This window comes from Nonomuraea sp. 3-1Str (assembly GCF_031570565.1).
Taxonomy (GTDB): domain Bacteria; phylum Actinomycetota; class Actinomycetes; order Streptosporangiales; family Streptosporangiaceae; genus Nonomuraea.
Map to the genome: position 1 here is coordinate 129,440 of NZ_JALHBK010000013.1, position 14,449 is coordinate 143,888.

Consider the following 14,449-nt stretch of genomic DNA (forward strand, 5'->3'; position numbering starts at 1 on the left):
GTCACCTCCGGCGGGCGCCCTGGTGGAGCAGGCTGTCCCCACCGCGGAGATGAGCCTGCACGGCGCGATCGAGTTCGGCAACAGGCTCCTCACCAGCGGCCATCAGGCGCCCTCCGGTAGCTCACATCAGGAGGCGGGGATGCGGGACATCATGCGCTCCATGCCGTTGACCCAGTTGTCGTGCAACGCCTGGACGGCCGCGGCCCGGTCGCCGGTCATGAGCAGCTCGGCCACCCGGCAGTGCTCGGCGGCCTCGCGTTCGAGCGGCGTGTCGTCGCCCGCCAGCAGGTGGGCGTAGCGGCGCAGCCCCGCCTTGACGCTGGTGATCAGGTCGATCAGCCGCTCGTTGCGGCAGCCGCTGACGAGCAGGTCGTGCCACTCGTCGTCGTGGCGCTCTATCACGTGCTGCTCGGCGATCCGGTCGGGGAAGTCGCGCGCCAGCCGCAGCAGCTCGGGCGCGATCTCGCGCAGGTAGGCCGGGTCGGAACGGTCGAGGGCCAGCGCCTCCAGCCCCGCCACGATCTCGCAGAGCTCCCTGAACTCCTTCCTGCTCATCGGGGCGAACCGGAATCCGCGCCCCTGGTTGCTCTCCAGGACGCCCTCGCCCGCCAACGTGATCAGCGCCTCGCGCAGGGGAGTGCGGCTGACACCGAGCTCGGCCGCCAGCGCGACCTCGTTGATGTCGGTGCCCGCGGCGAAGTCTCCCCGGTCCAGCCTGCCCAGCAGTTCTTCGCGGATCTGCTCGCGTAGCGGTCGCCGGTCGATCGGCATGACGCTCCTTCGGTTTCGGCCGTGCCCATACTAGCCCTTGACGTGATTCAAAATACTGCACTATGAATTCTGAATACAAAACACAGGAGGGAGTGTCGAGTGGGTCTGACCCGGGTTCCGGGGCTGCTGTACGGCGGCGACTACAACCCCGAGCAGTGGCCTGAGGAGGTCTGGGCCGAGGACGTGCGCCTCATGGCCGAGGCCGGGGTCACCATGGTCACCGTGGCGGTCTTCGCCTGGTCGCGGCTGGAGCCCGAGCCGGGCGCGTACGACTTCGGCTGGCTCGACCGCGTGCTCGGCCTGCTGCACGAGCACGGCATCGCCGCCGACCTCGCCACCGCGACCGCCACCCCGCCGCCCTGGCTGGTGCGCCGCCATCCGGAGGTCATGCCGGTCGACGCCGCGGGCACCCGCCTGGAGTTCGGCTCCCGGCAGGGCTACTGCCCCAGCTCGCCGGTCTTCCGCGAGCACGCCGTACGGCTGGCGACCGCGATGGCCACCCGGTACGGCGATCACCCGGCGCTGGCTCTGTGGCACGTGGGCAACGAGTACGCCGACCACACCCTCGAATGCTTCTGCCCCGAGTCGGCCCGCCACTTCCGCGCCTGGCTCCAGGCCCGCTACGGCACGGTCGGCGGGCTCAACGCCGCCTGGGGCACGTCCTGCTGGGGCCAGCACTACACCGGCTTCGACCAGGTCGAGCCGCCCCGCAGGGCGCCAGGGCCGGTCAACCCCGCCCAGCTCCTCGACTGGCGGCGCTTCTGCAGCGACGCCCTGCTGGAGCTGTTCACCGCAGAGCGCGACGCGCTGCGCGCCGTCACCCCGGACGTGCCCGTCACCACGAACTTCATGAGCATCCTGCACGGCCTCGACTACTGGGCCTGGGCGGAGGCCGAGGACCTGGTGAGTGACGACGCCTACCCCGACCCGGCCGACCCGTCCTCGCACATGGCGGTCGCGCTCAGCTACGACCTCATGCGCTCGCTCAAGCGGCGGCCCTGGCTGCTCATGGAGTCCGCGCCGTCGGCCGTGTCGTGGCGCGAGGTCAACGCGCCCAAGCCGCCCGGCGTGATGCGCCTGCACAGCCTGCAGGCCGTCGCCCACGGCGCCGACGGGGTGATGTTCTTCCAGTGGCGGCAGGCCAGGTACGGGCCGGAGAAGTTCCACTCGGCGCTGGTGCCGCACGGCGGCACCGCCACGCGCGGCTGGCGCGACACGCTGCGGCTCGGCGCGGACCTGCGGCGGCTCGCGGAGGTCGCGGGCGGCCACACCAGCGCCGACGTGGCGCTGGTGTTCGGCTGGGACAGCTGGTGGGGGCTGGAGGCCCCGGAGTCGATGCCCTCCGACCGGCTCAGGCTCAAGGACCTGCTGCTGTCCTGGTACGCGCCGCTGCACGCCCGTGGGATCGCCGTCGACCTGGCGCCGCCCGGCGCCGACCTGTCGGGCTACCGCGTGGTGATCGTGCCCAACCTCTACCTGTGCACCGCCGAGCAGGCCGAGGCGCTCGCCGCCGTGACGGGGGAGCTGGTCGTCGGCCCGTTCAGCGGAGTGGTGGACGAGGCCGACCAGGTGCACGACGGCGGCGCGCCCGGCCCGCTGCGCGACCTGCTGGGCGTCGCGGTCGAGGAGTTCTGGCCGCTGCCCGACGGCCTCACCCAGCCCCTGCGCCACGCCGGCGGCGGCGCGGGCGCGGCCCGGACCTGGGCCGAGTGGCTGCGCCCCGACCAGGGCACGGCCGTGCTCGCCCGCTTCGAGGGCGGCGACCTGGACGGGCTGCCCGCGATCACCCGCAAGGGGAACGCCACCTACCTCGGCTGCCTGCCCGCCGACCTGACGCCCGTGCTGGACCGCGTGCTCGCCGGAGTCCCGGCGATCGCCGTGCCCGCCGGGGTGGAGGCGGTCCGGCGGGGCCGGCACCTCTTCCTGCTCAACCACACCACCGACGAGCAGCGGATCACCCTGCCGTACCCCGGCCGGGACCTGCTCACCGACACCGACCTGCGAGGCGACGCCGTCCTCGCCCCGCGCGACGCCGTCGTGCTCAGGATCGAAGGAGACACGTGACGCACCCGTACATCCCGAACGCCGAACCCGGCGTGCGGGCCGAGATGCTCGCCGCGATCGGCGCGGAGAGCATCGAGGAGTTCTACGCCGACATCCCCGCGGACCTGCGCCTGAACCGGCCGCTCGACCTGCCTGCGCCCTTCACGGCCGAGCCCGACCTGGTCCGCCACATGAACGGCCTGCTCGGCCGGACCACCGGCACCGACGAGGCGCTGAGCTTCCTCGGCCACGGCTGCTACCCGCACCACGTGCCCGCCGTCTGCGACGAGGTCAACTCCAGGAGCGAGTTCCTGACCGCGTACGCCGGCGAGCCGTACGAGGACCACGGCCGCTTCCAGGCCCTGTTCGAGTACGTCAGCATGATGGGCGAGCTGCTGGAGATGGACGTCGTCAACGTCCCCACCTACGACGGCTTCCAGGCGGCGGGCACCGCGCTGCGCATGGCCTGCCGCTACACCGGCCGCTCGAAGGTGCTGGTCAGTGAAGCGGTGACCGCCGACAAGCTGAGCAAGCTGCGCGACTTCCTCGCCCCGGACATCGAGATCGTGCCCGCCCCCGTGGGCGACGACGGTCAGATGGCCGTCCCCGCCTTCGACGGCTCGTACGCCGCGATCTACCTGGAGACGCCGAACGTGTACGGCGTCGTCGAGACGCGCGGCCGGGAGCTGGCCGACCTGGCCCACGCCCACGGCGCCCTGCTCGTCGTCGGCGCCGACCCGATCTCTATGGGCGTCCTCGCCCCGCCCGCCGCGTACGGCGCCGACATCGCCTGCGGCGACATCCAGTCGCTCGGCATGCACCAGAGCTTCGGCGGCGGCCACGCCGGCTACATCGCCACCCACGACCACGAGCCGCTGGTCGCCGAGTTCCCCTCCCGGCTGTTCGGCATCGCGCCGACGAAGGTGCCCGGCGAGTACGGCTTCGGCGACGTCTTCTACGACCGCACCTCCTTCGCCCACCGTGAGGAGGGCAAGGAGTGGGTGGGCACCGCCGCCGCCCTGTGGGGCATCACGGCCGGCGTCTACCTCGCGCTCATGGGCCCGCACGGCATGCGGGAGCTGGGGGAGACGATCCTGGCCCGCACCAGGTACGCGATGGACGCCCTGGCCCGGTCTGTTACCGTGCTGCATCCGGACGCGGTGCACTTCCGCGAGTTCGCCGTACAGGTGCCCTCCAGTGCCGCCCTGCTCGACCGGCTGCGCGAGCGCGGCATCTACGGCGGTGTGCCCCTCGACGACCGCACGGTGCTGGTCTGCGTGACCGAGCGCCATTCCATCGCCGACATCGACCGCCTCGCCGCAGAGATCGCCGAGATCGCCGCCATCCAGGAGACGCTGTGAACACCGCGGAGCCCTTCGCCGAGCTGCCCGTCGCGCCGAAGCCGCCGCTGCGCCGCTTCCACCAGGCCCGCTGGGACGAGCCGATCATCTTCGAGCTGTCCAGGCCGGGCCGCCGCGGCATCGCCGTGCCCGAGCCCGGCGCCCCCCGCGTCGAGCTGCCGGAGTCGGTGCGCCGCGCCGAGCCGCCGAAGCTGCCCGAGCTGGCGCAACCGCACGTGGTGCGCCACTACCTGCGCCTGTCCCAGGAGAACCTGGGCCACGACCTCAACATCGACGTCGGCCAGGGCACCTGCACGATGAAGTACAGCCCCAAGGTCAACGACCGGTTCGCCGCCGCGGTCGCCGAGCTGCACCCGCTCCAGCACGAGGACACCGTGCAGGGCGTACTGGAGATCTACTGGCGGATGGAGCGCATGCTGGCCGAGATCTCCGGCATGTCCCGGGTCTCGCTCCAGCCGGGCTCCGGCTCGGCCGCCATCTACGCGAACGTCGCCATGATCCGCGCCTACCACGCGGCCCGCGGCGATACCCACCGCGACCAGGTCATCACCACGATGTTCTCCCACCCGTCGAACGCGGCGTGCGCCAAGGTCGCCGGCTTCGAGGTCATCACCCTGATGCCGGACGCCGACGGCCTGCCGGACATCGAGGCGCTGCGCGCGGCCGTCGGGCCCCGCACCGCCGCCCTGATGATCACCAACCCGGAGGACACCGGCATCTTCAACCCGCGCATCCGGGAGTTCGTGGACCTCGTCCACGAGGCGGGCGGCCTGGCCTGCTACGACCAGGCCAACGCCAACGGCATCCTCGGCATCACCCGGGCCCGCGACGCCGGGTTCGACCTGTGCCACTTCAACCTGCACAAGACCTTCTCCACCCCGCACGCCTGCGGCGGGCCCGCGGCCGGGGCGTGCGGCGTGTCGGCCGACCTGGCGCCCTTCCTGCCCGGCCCGGTCGTCGTCTTCGACGGCTCGGCGTACAAGCTGGAGACCCCGGAACGTTCCATCGGCAAGGTGCGGCCGTTCCTCGGCGTCACCCAGAACATCGTGCGCGCCTACGCCTGGATCATGTCGCTCGGCGCGGAGGGCCTGCGCCAGGTGGCCGAGACGGCCGCGCTCAACAACAACTACCTGATGGGCAAGATCCTCGCCATCCCCGGCGCGTCGGCGCCCTGGGGCACGCGGCGCATCGAGCAGGCGCGCTACTCCTGGCAGGAGCTGTCGGAGGAGACCGGGGTCCACTCCGAGGAGATCGGCGTGCGGGCATCCGACTTCGGCGTGCACTACTGGACCAGCCACCACCCGTACCTGGTGCCCGAGCCGTTCACGCTGGAGCCCACCGAGTCGTACTCCAAGGAGGACCTCGACGAGTACGCCGCGATCCTGGCCCACGTGGCGGACGAGGCGCGCCGCGATCCCGAGCTGGTCAGGGGCGCGCCCTACAACCAGAGCGTGCACAAGATCGACCCGTCGCCGCTGGACGACCCCAAGGCGTGGGCGCCCACCTGGCGCGCCTACGTCCGCAAGCACCTGTCATGAGCGGAGGGGTGTCGGTGGGCCTGGTCGTCAACCCGGTCGCCGGGCTGGGCGGGGCGGCGGGTCTGAAGGGCAGCGACGGTGCCGAGGTGCAGCGCGCGGCCCTGGCCCGGGGCGCCACGCCGCGGGCGGGGGAGCGGGCGGCGCGGGCGGTGCGCGCGCTGCTGTCGCGCCGTCCCGGCACGCGCCTGGTCACGGCGCCGGGCCCGATGGGCGAGCACAGCGCCCGCGCCGCCGGCGCCCCCCACGATCTGGTACGTTCCAGCCGTTCGGCGGAGCCGGGACCGTCCGGCGCCACGTCGGCGCGGGACACCCGGGAGGCCGTCCTCGCGATGGCCGGGGTGGACCTGCTGCTGTTCGCGGGCGGCGACGGGACGGCGCGGGACGTGCTCGACGCCGTCCGCGAGCTGCGCGAGCGCGGCGACCGCGTCCCGCCCGTGCTGGGGATCCCGGCCGGGGTGAAGGTGTATTCGGGATGCTTCGCCGTCAGCCCGGCCGCGGCCGGGCTGCTCGCCGCCGCATACGTCTCCGGGGCGTCGGCAGCATCCGGGGCGTCGGGAGGATCCGGGACGTCCGGAATCTCCGGGATGTCGGGCCGCGAGCCGGGGCGGGCGGCGCTCGCCGAGGCAGAGGTGGTGGACCTCGACGAGGACCGCTACCGGCAGGGGCTGGTGAGCCCGGTCCTCTACGGCGCCCTGCCGGTTCCCGCCGCCCCTGCCGCGCTGTCGGGCCGCAAGGCCGGCTCCTCCGGGACGGCGCCCGGCACGGTCGAGGGCATCGCCCGGGAGGTCGTCTCCCGGATGCGGCCCGGCGTCCGCCACGTCCTGGGACCCGGCGCCACCACGCGGGCCGTCGGCCGCGAGCTCGGCCTCGCCACCACCCTGCTCGGCGTGGACGTCGTCGAACGCGACGAACGCGACGGCGCCGGTGGCCGGCTGGTGGCGGCCGACGTCTCGGAGGCGGAGCTGTCCGGGCTGGTCGGCGGCCGGGAGACGGTCCTCGTGCTGTCGGTGATCGGCGGGCAGGGCTTCGTGCTCGGCCGCGGCAACCAGCAGGGGTCGCCGCGCGTGCTGCGCACCGTCCTCGGGGACGCGCCCGGGGACGCGGCGGGCGCGCGAACCGGGCGGCTGCTCGTCCTGGCCACCCAGCAGAAGCTGGCCGCGCTCGGCGGGCGCCCGCTGCTCGCCGACAGCGGCGACGAGGACCTCGACCGGATGCTCGCCGGGCACGTCCAGGTGATCACCGGTTACCACGAAAGCACGATCTACCGCCTCAGTGCGGCAAGTGAGGAGTCGAATCGATGAACGCCCAGCTCGAGGGCAAGGTCGCGATCGTCACCGGCGGTGCCTCCGGCATCGGGCGCGCCACCGCGCTGCTCTTCGCCGAGGAGGGCGCCCGGGTGGTCGTCGCCGACATCGACGGCCCGGGAGCCGAGACGACCGTCGCGCGGATCAACGACGCCCGGCCCGGGGCCGCGATGGCGGTGCGCGCCGACGTGTCCGCCCCGGACGACTGCCGGCTCGTCGTGGACACCGCCACCCGGACCTTCGGCGGGCTGCACGTCCTGTTCAACAACGCCGGCATCATCCGCCGCACCACGGCCCTGGACCTCGACGTCGAGGAGTGGGACCGCGTCATGGCGGTCAACGTCCGCTCCGTCTTCCTCATGTGCAAGTACGCCGTCCCGGCGATGACCGAGGGCGGCTCGATCGTCAACACCGGGTCGGGCTGGGGCCTCAAGGGCGGCGGCAACGCCCTGTCCTACTGCGCCTCCAAGGCGGCCGTGGTCAACATGACCCGGGCGCTGGCCATCGACCATGCCCGCGCCGGGATCCGGGTCAACTCCGTCAACCCCGGCGACACCGACACGCCCATGCTGCGCGACGAGGCCCGCCAGCTCGGCGAGGACTGGACCGCGTTCGCGAGCGACGCCGCCGACCGGCCGATGGGCCGCGCCGGAACCCCGGAGGAGATCGCCCGCGCCGTGCTGTTCCTGGCGGGCGACGCCTCCAGCTACGTCACCGGATCCGCCCTCGTCGTCGACGGCGGCGGACTCGCCTGACACCCCCCGCAAGAAAGATCGAAGGAGCCACCTTGAAGTGTGCGCTGACCGTCCTGGGCGCCCTCGCCCTCGCCACCACCGCGTGCAGCGGAAGCGGCGGGAACGTTCCCGGCACGGGCGAGGGCCGGGGCCCGGTGACCGTGCGCTGGTCCACCTGGGGATCGGCCGAGGACGTGAAACTCTACGAGAAGTTCACCGAGGACTTCCAGCGGCGCCACCCCGGCATCCGGCTCAAGCTGGAGTCGGTGGCGAAGTACGAGGACTATCACCCCAAGCTGCTCACCCAGCTCACCAGCAAGACCGCGCCCGACGTGTTCTTCGTCGGCGATGACAACATCGGCAAGTTCGTCTCCGCGGGCGTGCTCACGCCGCTCGACGACAAGCTCGCCGGCCCCGACTCCAAGAGCCGCCCCGAGGACTTCTTCGACGGCGTGTACGGCGGCGCGAAGCGCGACGGCAAGATCTACGCCGTCCCCAACGACACCAACCCCGAGGTGCTCTGGTACGACAAGAAGGCGCTCAAGGACGCCGGCATCACCGAGGACCCGGCCACGCTCAACGAGACCGGCCAGTGGACCATGCCGAAATATCTGGACATGAACGCCAAGCTCAAGGCCGCAGGCAAGGCCGGCTCCATCTTCTGGAACTGGTACGGCTCCACGTACTCGGTGATCAACGGCTTCGGCGGGAAGGTCTGGGACGGCGGCAAGTTCGTCGCCACCACCGACCCCAAGGCCCGCGAGGCGCTGAGCACGCTCGCCAAGGGCTACCAGGACAAGACGTTCCTCAGCGCCGACACGCTGCCCGCCAGCAACGGCCCGAGCACCCAGTTCCTCAAGCACAAGGCCGGCTTCTACGCGGGCGGCCGCTGGGTCATCGACTCCCTGCGCAAGGGCGGCGAGCTCGACGACTACGACATCGCGCCGTTCCCCTCACCGACCGGCGAACCCATGCCGGGCGCGGTGGCCGCCTCCTACCTGGCGCTCAACAAGGACACGAAGCTGCCCAAGGAGGCGTTCACGTTCCTCACCGAGTTCGTCGGCAAGGAGGGCCAGACCCTGCGGCTCAAGGGTGGCGGCGCCGTGCCGTCCGTCAAGGGCGCCGAGCAGGTCGTCCTCGCGGACGGCTACCCCAAGCACGCCCAGACCTTCATCGACGTGCGCGACACCGGCTTCGCCAACTACCCCGAGGAGGTCGCGGTGCCGGGCCTCACCGCCGCCATCAACGAGCACCTCATGAAGATGTGGAGCGGCAAGGTCGGCTTCGACCAGGGCATGACCGAGCTCCAGCAACTCGTCCAGAGCAAGCTGGGCTGAGGCCGTGGCTGTTCTCACCCGTGCCCGCCCCCGGGCGGGCCGGCGTCAGGCCCCCGGCGTGCGCAACCGGGACGGCTGGTGGGCGGCGTTCTTCCTCGCCCCGCAGGTCACGGCCCTGGCCGTGTTCCTGGTCTTTCCGCTCGGCTTCGCCGTCGTGCTGGCGTTCATGCGCTGGGACGGCCTCGGCCGCAAGGAGTGGGCGGGCCTGGACAACTTCGCCGCCCAGCTCTCCGATCCCGACTTCGGGCTGGCGGTGTGGAACACGGTCAAGCTCGCCCTGCTCACCGTGCCCGTCGGCCTCACCCTCGCGCTGCTCATCGCGATCGCCCTGAACAACGTGCGCGGCGGCTCCTTCTACCGGGCGCTCTACTTCATGCCGGTGGTCACCAGCTCGGTGGCCGTCGCGCTGATGTGGCAGATCATCCTGGCCGGCGACGAGAACGGCGTGCTCAACAACTCGCTGCGGAGCTGGTTCGGCCTCACCCCGCCCGACTGGCTCGGCGACACCGGCTGGGTGATCGTGGCCATCGCCGTCGTGACGATCTGGTCGTCGCTCGGCCTCAACGTGGTGATCTTCCTGGCGGGGCTGCAGACCATCCCGCCGCAGATCGTCGAGGCCGCCCGGATGGACGGCGCGGGCAGCGTGCGGATCTTCCGCTCGGTCACCCTGCCGCTGCTCTCGCCCACGATCTTCTTCTCCACCGTGGTCGCCGTGATCAGCTCGTTCCAGGCGTTCGACCAGATCTACGTGCTGGTGCGGCCGGAGGACAACGGGGGCGCCCGCACGATCGTCTACCAGGTCTACGAGCTGGGCTTCAAGGACTTCGAGTTCGGCATGAGCAGCGCCGCCACGCTCATCCTGCTGGCCCTGACGCTGCTCGTGACGCTCGTCCAGTTCGCCGCGCAGAAGCGCCTGGTCCACTACGACTCGTGAGGGAGAGCTGATGCGACTCCGGCAGGCGGCCCTGCACGCCGCGCTCACAGCCGGCGGGCTGGCCATGGTGTTCCCGTTCGCCTGGATGCTGCTGACGTCGTTCAAGGGCGTGCGGCAGATGCTGAACAACCCGCTCGACTGGCTGCCCCAGCCCTGGCACTGGCAGAACTACCCCGACGCGCTCGCGGCGATGCCGTTCGGCACCGCGTACTGGAACAGCTTCTACATCGCCGCGCTCAACGTCACGCTCACCCTGTTCACCTCCGCCATGGCGGCCTACGCCTTCGCCCGGATCCGCTTCCGCGGCTCGGGCGTGCTGTTCGTGGTGTTCCTGGCCACCCAGATGGTGCCGGCGCAGGTGACGATCGTGCCGCTGTACCTCATGCTGGCCCGGTTCGGCTGGATCGACTCCCACCTGTCGCTGATCCTGCCCTCGGTGGCCAACCCCTTCGCGGTGTTCCTGCTGCGCCAGTTCATCAGGGCCGTGCCGGTGGAGCTGGAGGAGGCGGCCCGCATCGACGGGGCGGGCCGCTGGCGGTGCTTCTGGAGCGTCGTGCTGCCCAACATCCGCCCGGGCCTGGGCGCTCTGGGCATCATCGCCTTCCTGGCCTCGTGGAACTCGTTCTTCTTCCCCCTGATCTTCCTTAACTCGCCCGAGCTGGCCACCGTGCCGCTGCTGCTCAGCCAGTTCTCCGGGCAGCACACCGCGGTCGACTACGGGCTCATCCTGGCCGGGTCGGCGATCGCGGTGGTGCCCACGCTGATCGCCTTCCTGATCGGCCAGCGGAAGATCATCAATTCGATGGCGGCCTCCGGACTGGGCGGGCGATGATGCTGGACCTGCGCGAACGACCCTTCACCGACCGCGGGTCGCGGCTGCTGGTGATGGCGGCCGACGACGGCTCCCTGTGGATCGCCGCCGCCCGTTACGAGACCCCGCTGCGCGAGACGACCGTCCTGACCGGCCTGCGGGTCCTCGCCGGCGACCGGGAGCTGCCCGTACGGCGGACGCTGCCGGACCGGGTGGAGTTCGAGGGCGGCGCGGCCCTGGCCTTCGCCGGCCCCGACACGCTCGTGCTGACCGGCGACGGCGGTGAAGGCGTGCATGCCGTGTGGGACGGCGGCCGGGCGCCCGCCGGCGGCGGCCTCGTCCTGGTGGGACCCGGCCGGGACGGCGCGCACGTGGCCGCCCCCGGCGGTCCGCCGCCCGACGGCCGGGCGGTGCTGGAGGCGGCCGCCGCGCGCTGGCGCGACTGGTTCGCCCGCATGCCCGCCGTCCCCTCCGGCCTGCGGGAACGGGCCGAGCAGGCGTGGTGGACGCTCGCGGTCAACCTCGTGCCGATCCAGGGCCGGCAGTCGCTGGTCCCCTCCAAGTACGGCTACGTCGGCCTGTGGAACTGGGACTCCTACTTCCACGCCATCGCCCTGCGGCACGCCGACCCGGGCCTGGCCAGGGAGCAGATCCGCATCCTGCTCGATCACCAGCGCCCCGACGGGCTGATCCCGGACGTGGTCCACGACCACGGGGTGCTGGCCGAGACCACCGACCTGCCCCGCTCCGACCTGGCACGGCTGGCCCAGCACGTCGGCGGGCCGCCCGTCCGCGAGGCCGTGCCGGTCACCAAGCCGCCGCTCACCGCGTGGGCCGTGTGGAAGATCCACCAGGCCGACCCCGACCCGGGCTTCCTCGCCGAGGTGTACGAGCCGCTGGTCCGGGCGCAGGAATGGTGGTTCACCCGCTCCGACCCCGACGGCGACGGCCTGGCCGAGTACCTGCACCCGTACTCCTCGGGTCTGGACGACAGCCCGATCTGGGACGACGGGCCGCGCGCCGAGCCCCCCGACCTCAACTCCTACCTCGCCCTGCAGTACGACCGGCTGGGCGACATCGCCGCCGCGCTCGGCCGCGACCCGGGGGAGTGGCGGGCCAGGGCCCAGGCGCTCGTGGACCGCATGGTGGCGAGGCGGTGGACCGGCGCCCGCTTCGTCACCCTGGTCGGCGGGCGGGAGGCGGACGTCCGCACCCCGCTGGAGCTGCTGCCGCTGCTCACCGGGCGGCTGCCCGCCGACGTCGCCGACCGGCTCGTGGCCGACCTGCGCTCGCCGAGCTTCTGGGGCGAACGGCCGGTGCCCACGGTCGCGTTCGACGACCCCCGGTTCGACCCGGACGCCATGTGGCGCGGACCGGTCTGGCTCAACGTCAACTACCTGCTCATCGAGGGCCTGCGCCGGTCCGGCCATCCCGAGACGGCCCGCGAGCTGCGCGATCGCACGCTGGCGATGGTGCGCGACGGCGGCGGCCTGTACGAGTACTGGAACCCGCTGACGGGCCGCCGGGCGGGCCGGGCGACGAGCGGGTTCGGCTGGTCGGCCGCCCTGTTCCTGGACCTCGCCCACGAGGCTTTCACCGACTCCGCCGACCGGGAGGGGTGAACGGCGTCCACGTGGTCCTCGAAGGCGCGCCGTCGCCGCCACGCGATCACCCGCTTCGAGCGCGGCCTCGACGAATGCGCGACCCGGACCGCGCGAATTTCCTGTCACGAACCACACCTCGGACATAGACGCTGCTAGCCATTGATCGCAGCGTCATCTCCCGGTGCGGTACGCTCTCGCGGCCCACGGCCGACGACGGCCTCCGCGAGGGTTCTCCGTTGTCTGTAGTGTGCGGAAATGGCAAGAAGCGAGCGGCTCGCGGAGCAGCTGGACCGGCACTGGCGCAAGAACCTGCGGCCGCGGCTGGATGGTCTCACCGATGAGGAGTACTTCTGGGAGCCGGTGCGCGGCTGCTGGAGCATCCGCCCACGTGGCACGTCGGCCGCACCGATGTCGGCAGGTTCGGGGGAGTGGACGGTGGACTTCGCGTCCCCTGACCCGGTGCCGGCGCCGGTGACCACGATTGCCTGGCGGCTGGCACACATCATCGTCTCGTGCCTGGGCTATCGGGTCGGATGGCACTTCGGCGGCCAGGACATGGACTCCCGGACATTCGCCTACGCGGGGACCGCTGACGAGGCGCTGAAGCAGCTCGATGAGATGTATGGGAGATGGAACGCGGGGGTCCGCGAGCTCTCGGACGCTGACCTGGAGGATCCGCCCACGGTGGGTCCCGAGCGGTTTCCCATGGAGGGCATCGTCCTGCACGTCAACAGGGAGCTGATCCATCACGGCGCCGAGATTTCCCTGCTGCGCGACCTCTACCGCTCGCAGGACGGAGCCGTACCGCGGAAGCCCCTGGCATGAGGCCAGGTCCATCACGGTGGCGGTCATTCGGACTATTGATATCCATATCTATATGAAGGAATGGTTCATAGCGATATTGGACATCTCTGCGCAGCTTCTGATCTTCTCTTCGGCATGACACGACATCTCCGACTGCGCTCAGCGGTCGTCACCTTGACCACTTCCGCGCTGCTGGGCGCTCCCGCCTACATGGCAGCTGCCGCCACCGCCGAGACGAGCACCTCCAGCGTCGCCGCCCGGACGGAAAGCGACACCCCCTCCGGCGCCGACCTGACCACGACGCTGCAGGAGCTCGAGAAGTCCTACGACGGGCGCATCGGCGCGGTGGGCATCGACCTGGGGACCGGTAGAACGGTCGGCTACCGGGCGGACGAGCGCTTCCCGTTCAACTCCATGTTCAAGGTGTTCGCGTGCTCGGCAGTACTGCACAAAGCGCGCACCGACGACCCAGGGCTGATGGACAGGGTGATCCGCTGGAAGCCTGCCGAGATGGCCGAGCTGACCGCGAACTCCCCGGAGACCACCGAATACACCGACACCGGCATGACATCTGCGCAGCTGTGCCGCGCCGGGATCACCAAATCCGACGGCTTCGCGGGCAACATGCTGCTGAAGCAGATCGGCGGGCCGCGCGGGCTGACCGAGTTCTTCCGCGCCACCGGTGACCGGACGAGCCGCCTGGACCGACCGGAGCCCGGGCTGATCGAGTGGAAGCCCGGCGAGGAGCGCGACACCACCACTCCCGCGGCGGCCGCGCAGACCTTCACCAAGCTCACCACCGGTAAGACCCTTCACACCCTCGACCGAGCGCGGCTGGTCGGCTGGCTGAAGGCCAACCGCACCGGCGCCAACCGGATCCGGGCGGGACTCCCCAAGGACTGGACGATCGGCGACAAGACCGGCAGCGGCGGCGCGAGCAACTACGGCACCGCCAACGACCTGGCGATCGTCTGGACACCCGGGTCGAAGGCGCCGATCATCCTGTCGGTGTTCACCAACCGCAACAACACCAACACGCCGAACGACGACAAGGTGATCGCCTCCACCGCAGCTGCGCTGGCCAAGGCCCTCGGCAGGTTGTGACCGGCCATCGGGTCGAGACGCGGTCGTCCTCGTCCGACCGGTGAGGCGTTCATAGAGGAACACGGCGTATCGAGGCCCACGACACGCCGGCGCAAAGTCCCAGG

Annotated in this window: 12 protein-coding genes; 11 read left to right on the top strand and 1 reads right to left on the bottom strand. The window is 71.6% G+C overall.

What is annotated here, in order from left to right:
* Positions 1–126: 126 nt before the first annotated feature.
* A complete protein-coding gene (locus MTP10_RS21855) occupies positions 127–771 on the bottom strand; it encodes a GntR family transcriptional regulator (RefSeq protein ID WP_310711384.1) in 645 nt (214 codons plus the stop codon).
* A 99-nt stretch (positions 772–870) separates the two neighbouring features.
* On the opposite strand from MTP10_RS21855, the gene MTP10_RS21860 reads away from it, so the two are divergent.
* From MTP10_RS21860 to bla, 11 genes are all read left to right on the top strand, one after another.
* Positions 871–2,835, top strand: coding sequence for a beta-galactosidase (locus MTP10_RS21860; protein WP_310711386.1), 1,965 nt, complete (start codon positions 871–873; stop codon positions 2,833–2,835).
* Positions 2,832–4,175 (top strand): aminomethyl-transferring glycine dehydrogenase subunit GcvPA, encoded by a 1,344-nt coding sequence (gene gcvPA / locus MTP10_RS21865; protein ID WP_310711387.1) that lies wholly within the window; start codon positions 2,832–2,834, stop codon positions 4,173–4,175. Before MTP10_RS21860 ends, gcvPA begins: the two co-directional genes overlap by 4 nt.
* Positions 4,172–5,713, top strand: a complete 1,542-nt coding sequence (gcvPB, locus tag MTP10_RS21870; RefSeq protein WP_310711388.1) for an aminomethyl-transferring glycine dehydrogenase subunit GcvPB — start codon at positions 4,172–4,174, stop codon at positions 5,711–5,713. The genes gcvPA and gcvPB overlap by 4 nt, the downstream gene beginning before the upstream one ends.
* Positions 5,710–7,014, top strand: coding sequence for an NAD(+)/NADH kinase (locus MTP10_RS21875; RefSeq protein WP_310711389.1), 1,305 nt, complete (start codon positions 5,710–5,712; stop codon positions 7,012–7,014). The genes gcvPB and MTP10_RS21875 overlap by 4 nt, the downstream gene beginning before the upstream one ends.
* The gene (locus MTP10_RS21880; RefSeq protein ID WP_310711390.1) at positions 7,011–7,772 is read left to right on the top strand and encodes an SDR family NAD(P)-dependent oxidoreductase; all 762 of its coding nucleotides are present in this window, start codon (positions 7,011–7,013) and stop codon (positions 7,770–7,772) included. Before MTP10_RS21875 ends, MTP10_RS21880 begins: the two co-directional genes overlap by 4 nt.
* Before the next feature lie 32 nt (positions 7,773–7,804).
* Positions 7,805–9,088, top strand: coding sequence for a sugar ABC transporter substrate-binding protein (locus MTP10_RS21885; RefSeq protein ID WP_310711391.1), 1,284 nt, complete (start codon positions 7,805–7,807; stop codon positions 9,086–9,088).
* 4 nt (positions 9,089–9,092) lie between these two features.
* Positions 9,093–10,022, top strand: a complete 930-nt coding sequence (locus MTP10_RS21890; protein ID WP_310711392.1) for a sugar ABC transporter permease — start codon at positions 9,093–9,095, stop codon at positions 10,020–10,022.
* Between the two features lie 10 nt (positions 10,023–10,032).
* Positions 10,033–10,854, top strand: coding sequence for a carbohydrate ABC transporter permease (locus MTP10_RS21895; protein WP_310711393.1), 822 nt, complete (start codon positions 10,033–10,035; stop codon positions 10,852–10,854).
* Complete coding sequence (locus MTP10_RS21900; RefSeq protein ID WP_310711394.1) at positions 10,851–12,455, top strand: MGH1-like glycoside hydrolase domain-containing protein; 1,605 nt, start codon at positions 10,851–10,853, stop codon at positions 12,453–12,455. Before MTP10_RS21895 ends, MTP10_RS21900 begins: the two co-directional genes overlap by 4 nt.
* A 237-nt stretch (positions 12,456–12,692) precedes the next feature.
* Positions 12,693–13,262, top strand: a complete 570-nt coding sequence (locus MTP10_RS21905; RefSeq protein WP_310711395.1) for a DinB family protein — start codon at positions 12,693–12,695, stop codon at positions 13,260–13,262.
* 114 nt (positions 13,263–13,376) lie between these two features.
* On the top strand, positions 13,377–14,345 hold the full coding sequence (bla, locus tag MTP10_RS21910) for a class A beta-lactamase (RefSeq protein WP_310711396.1): 969 nt from the start codon (positions 13,377–13,379) through the stop codon (positions 14,343–14,345).
* Positions 14,346–14,449: the final 104 nt, after the last annotated feature.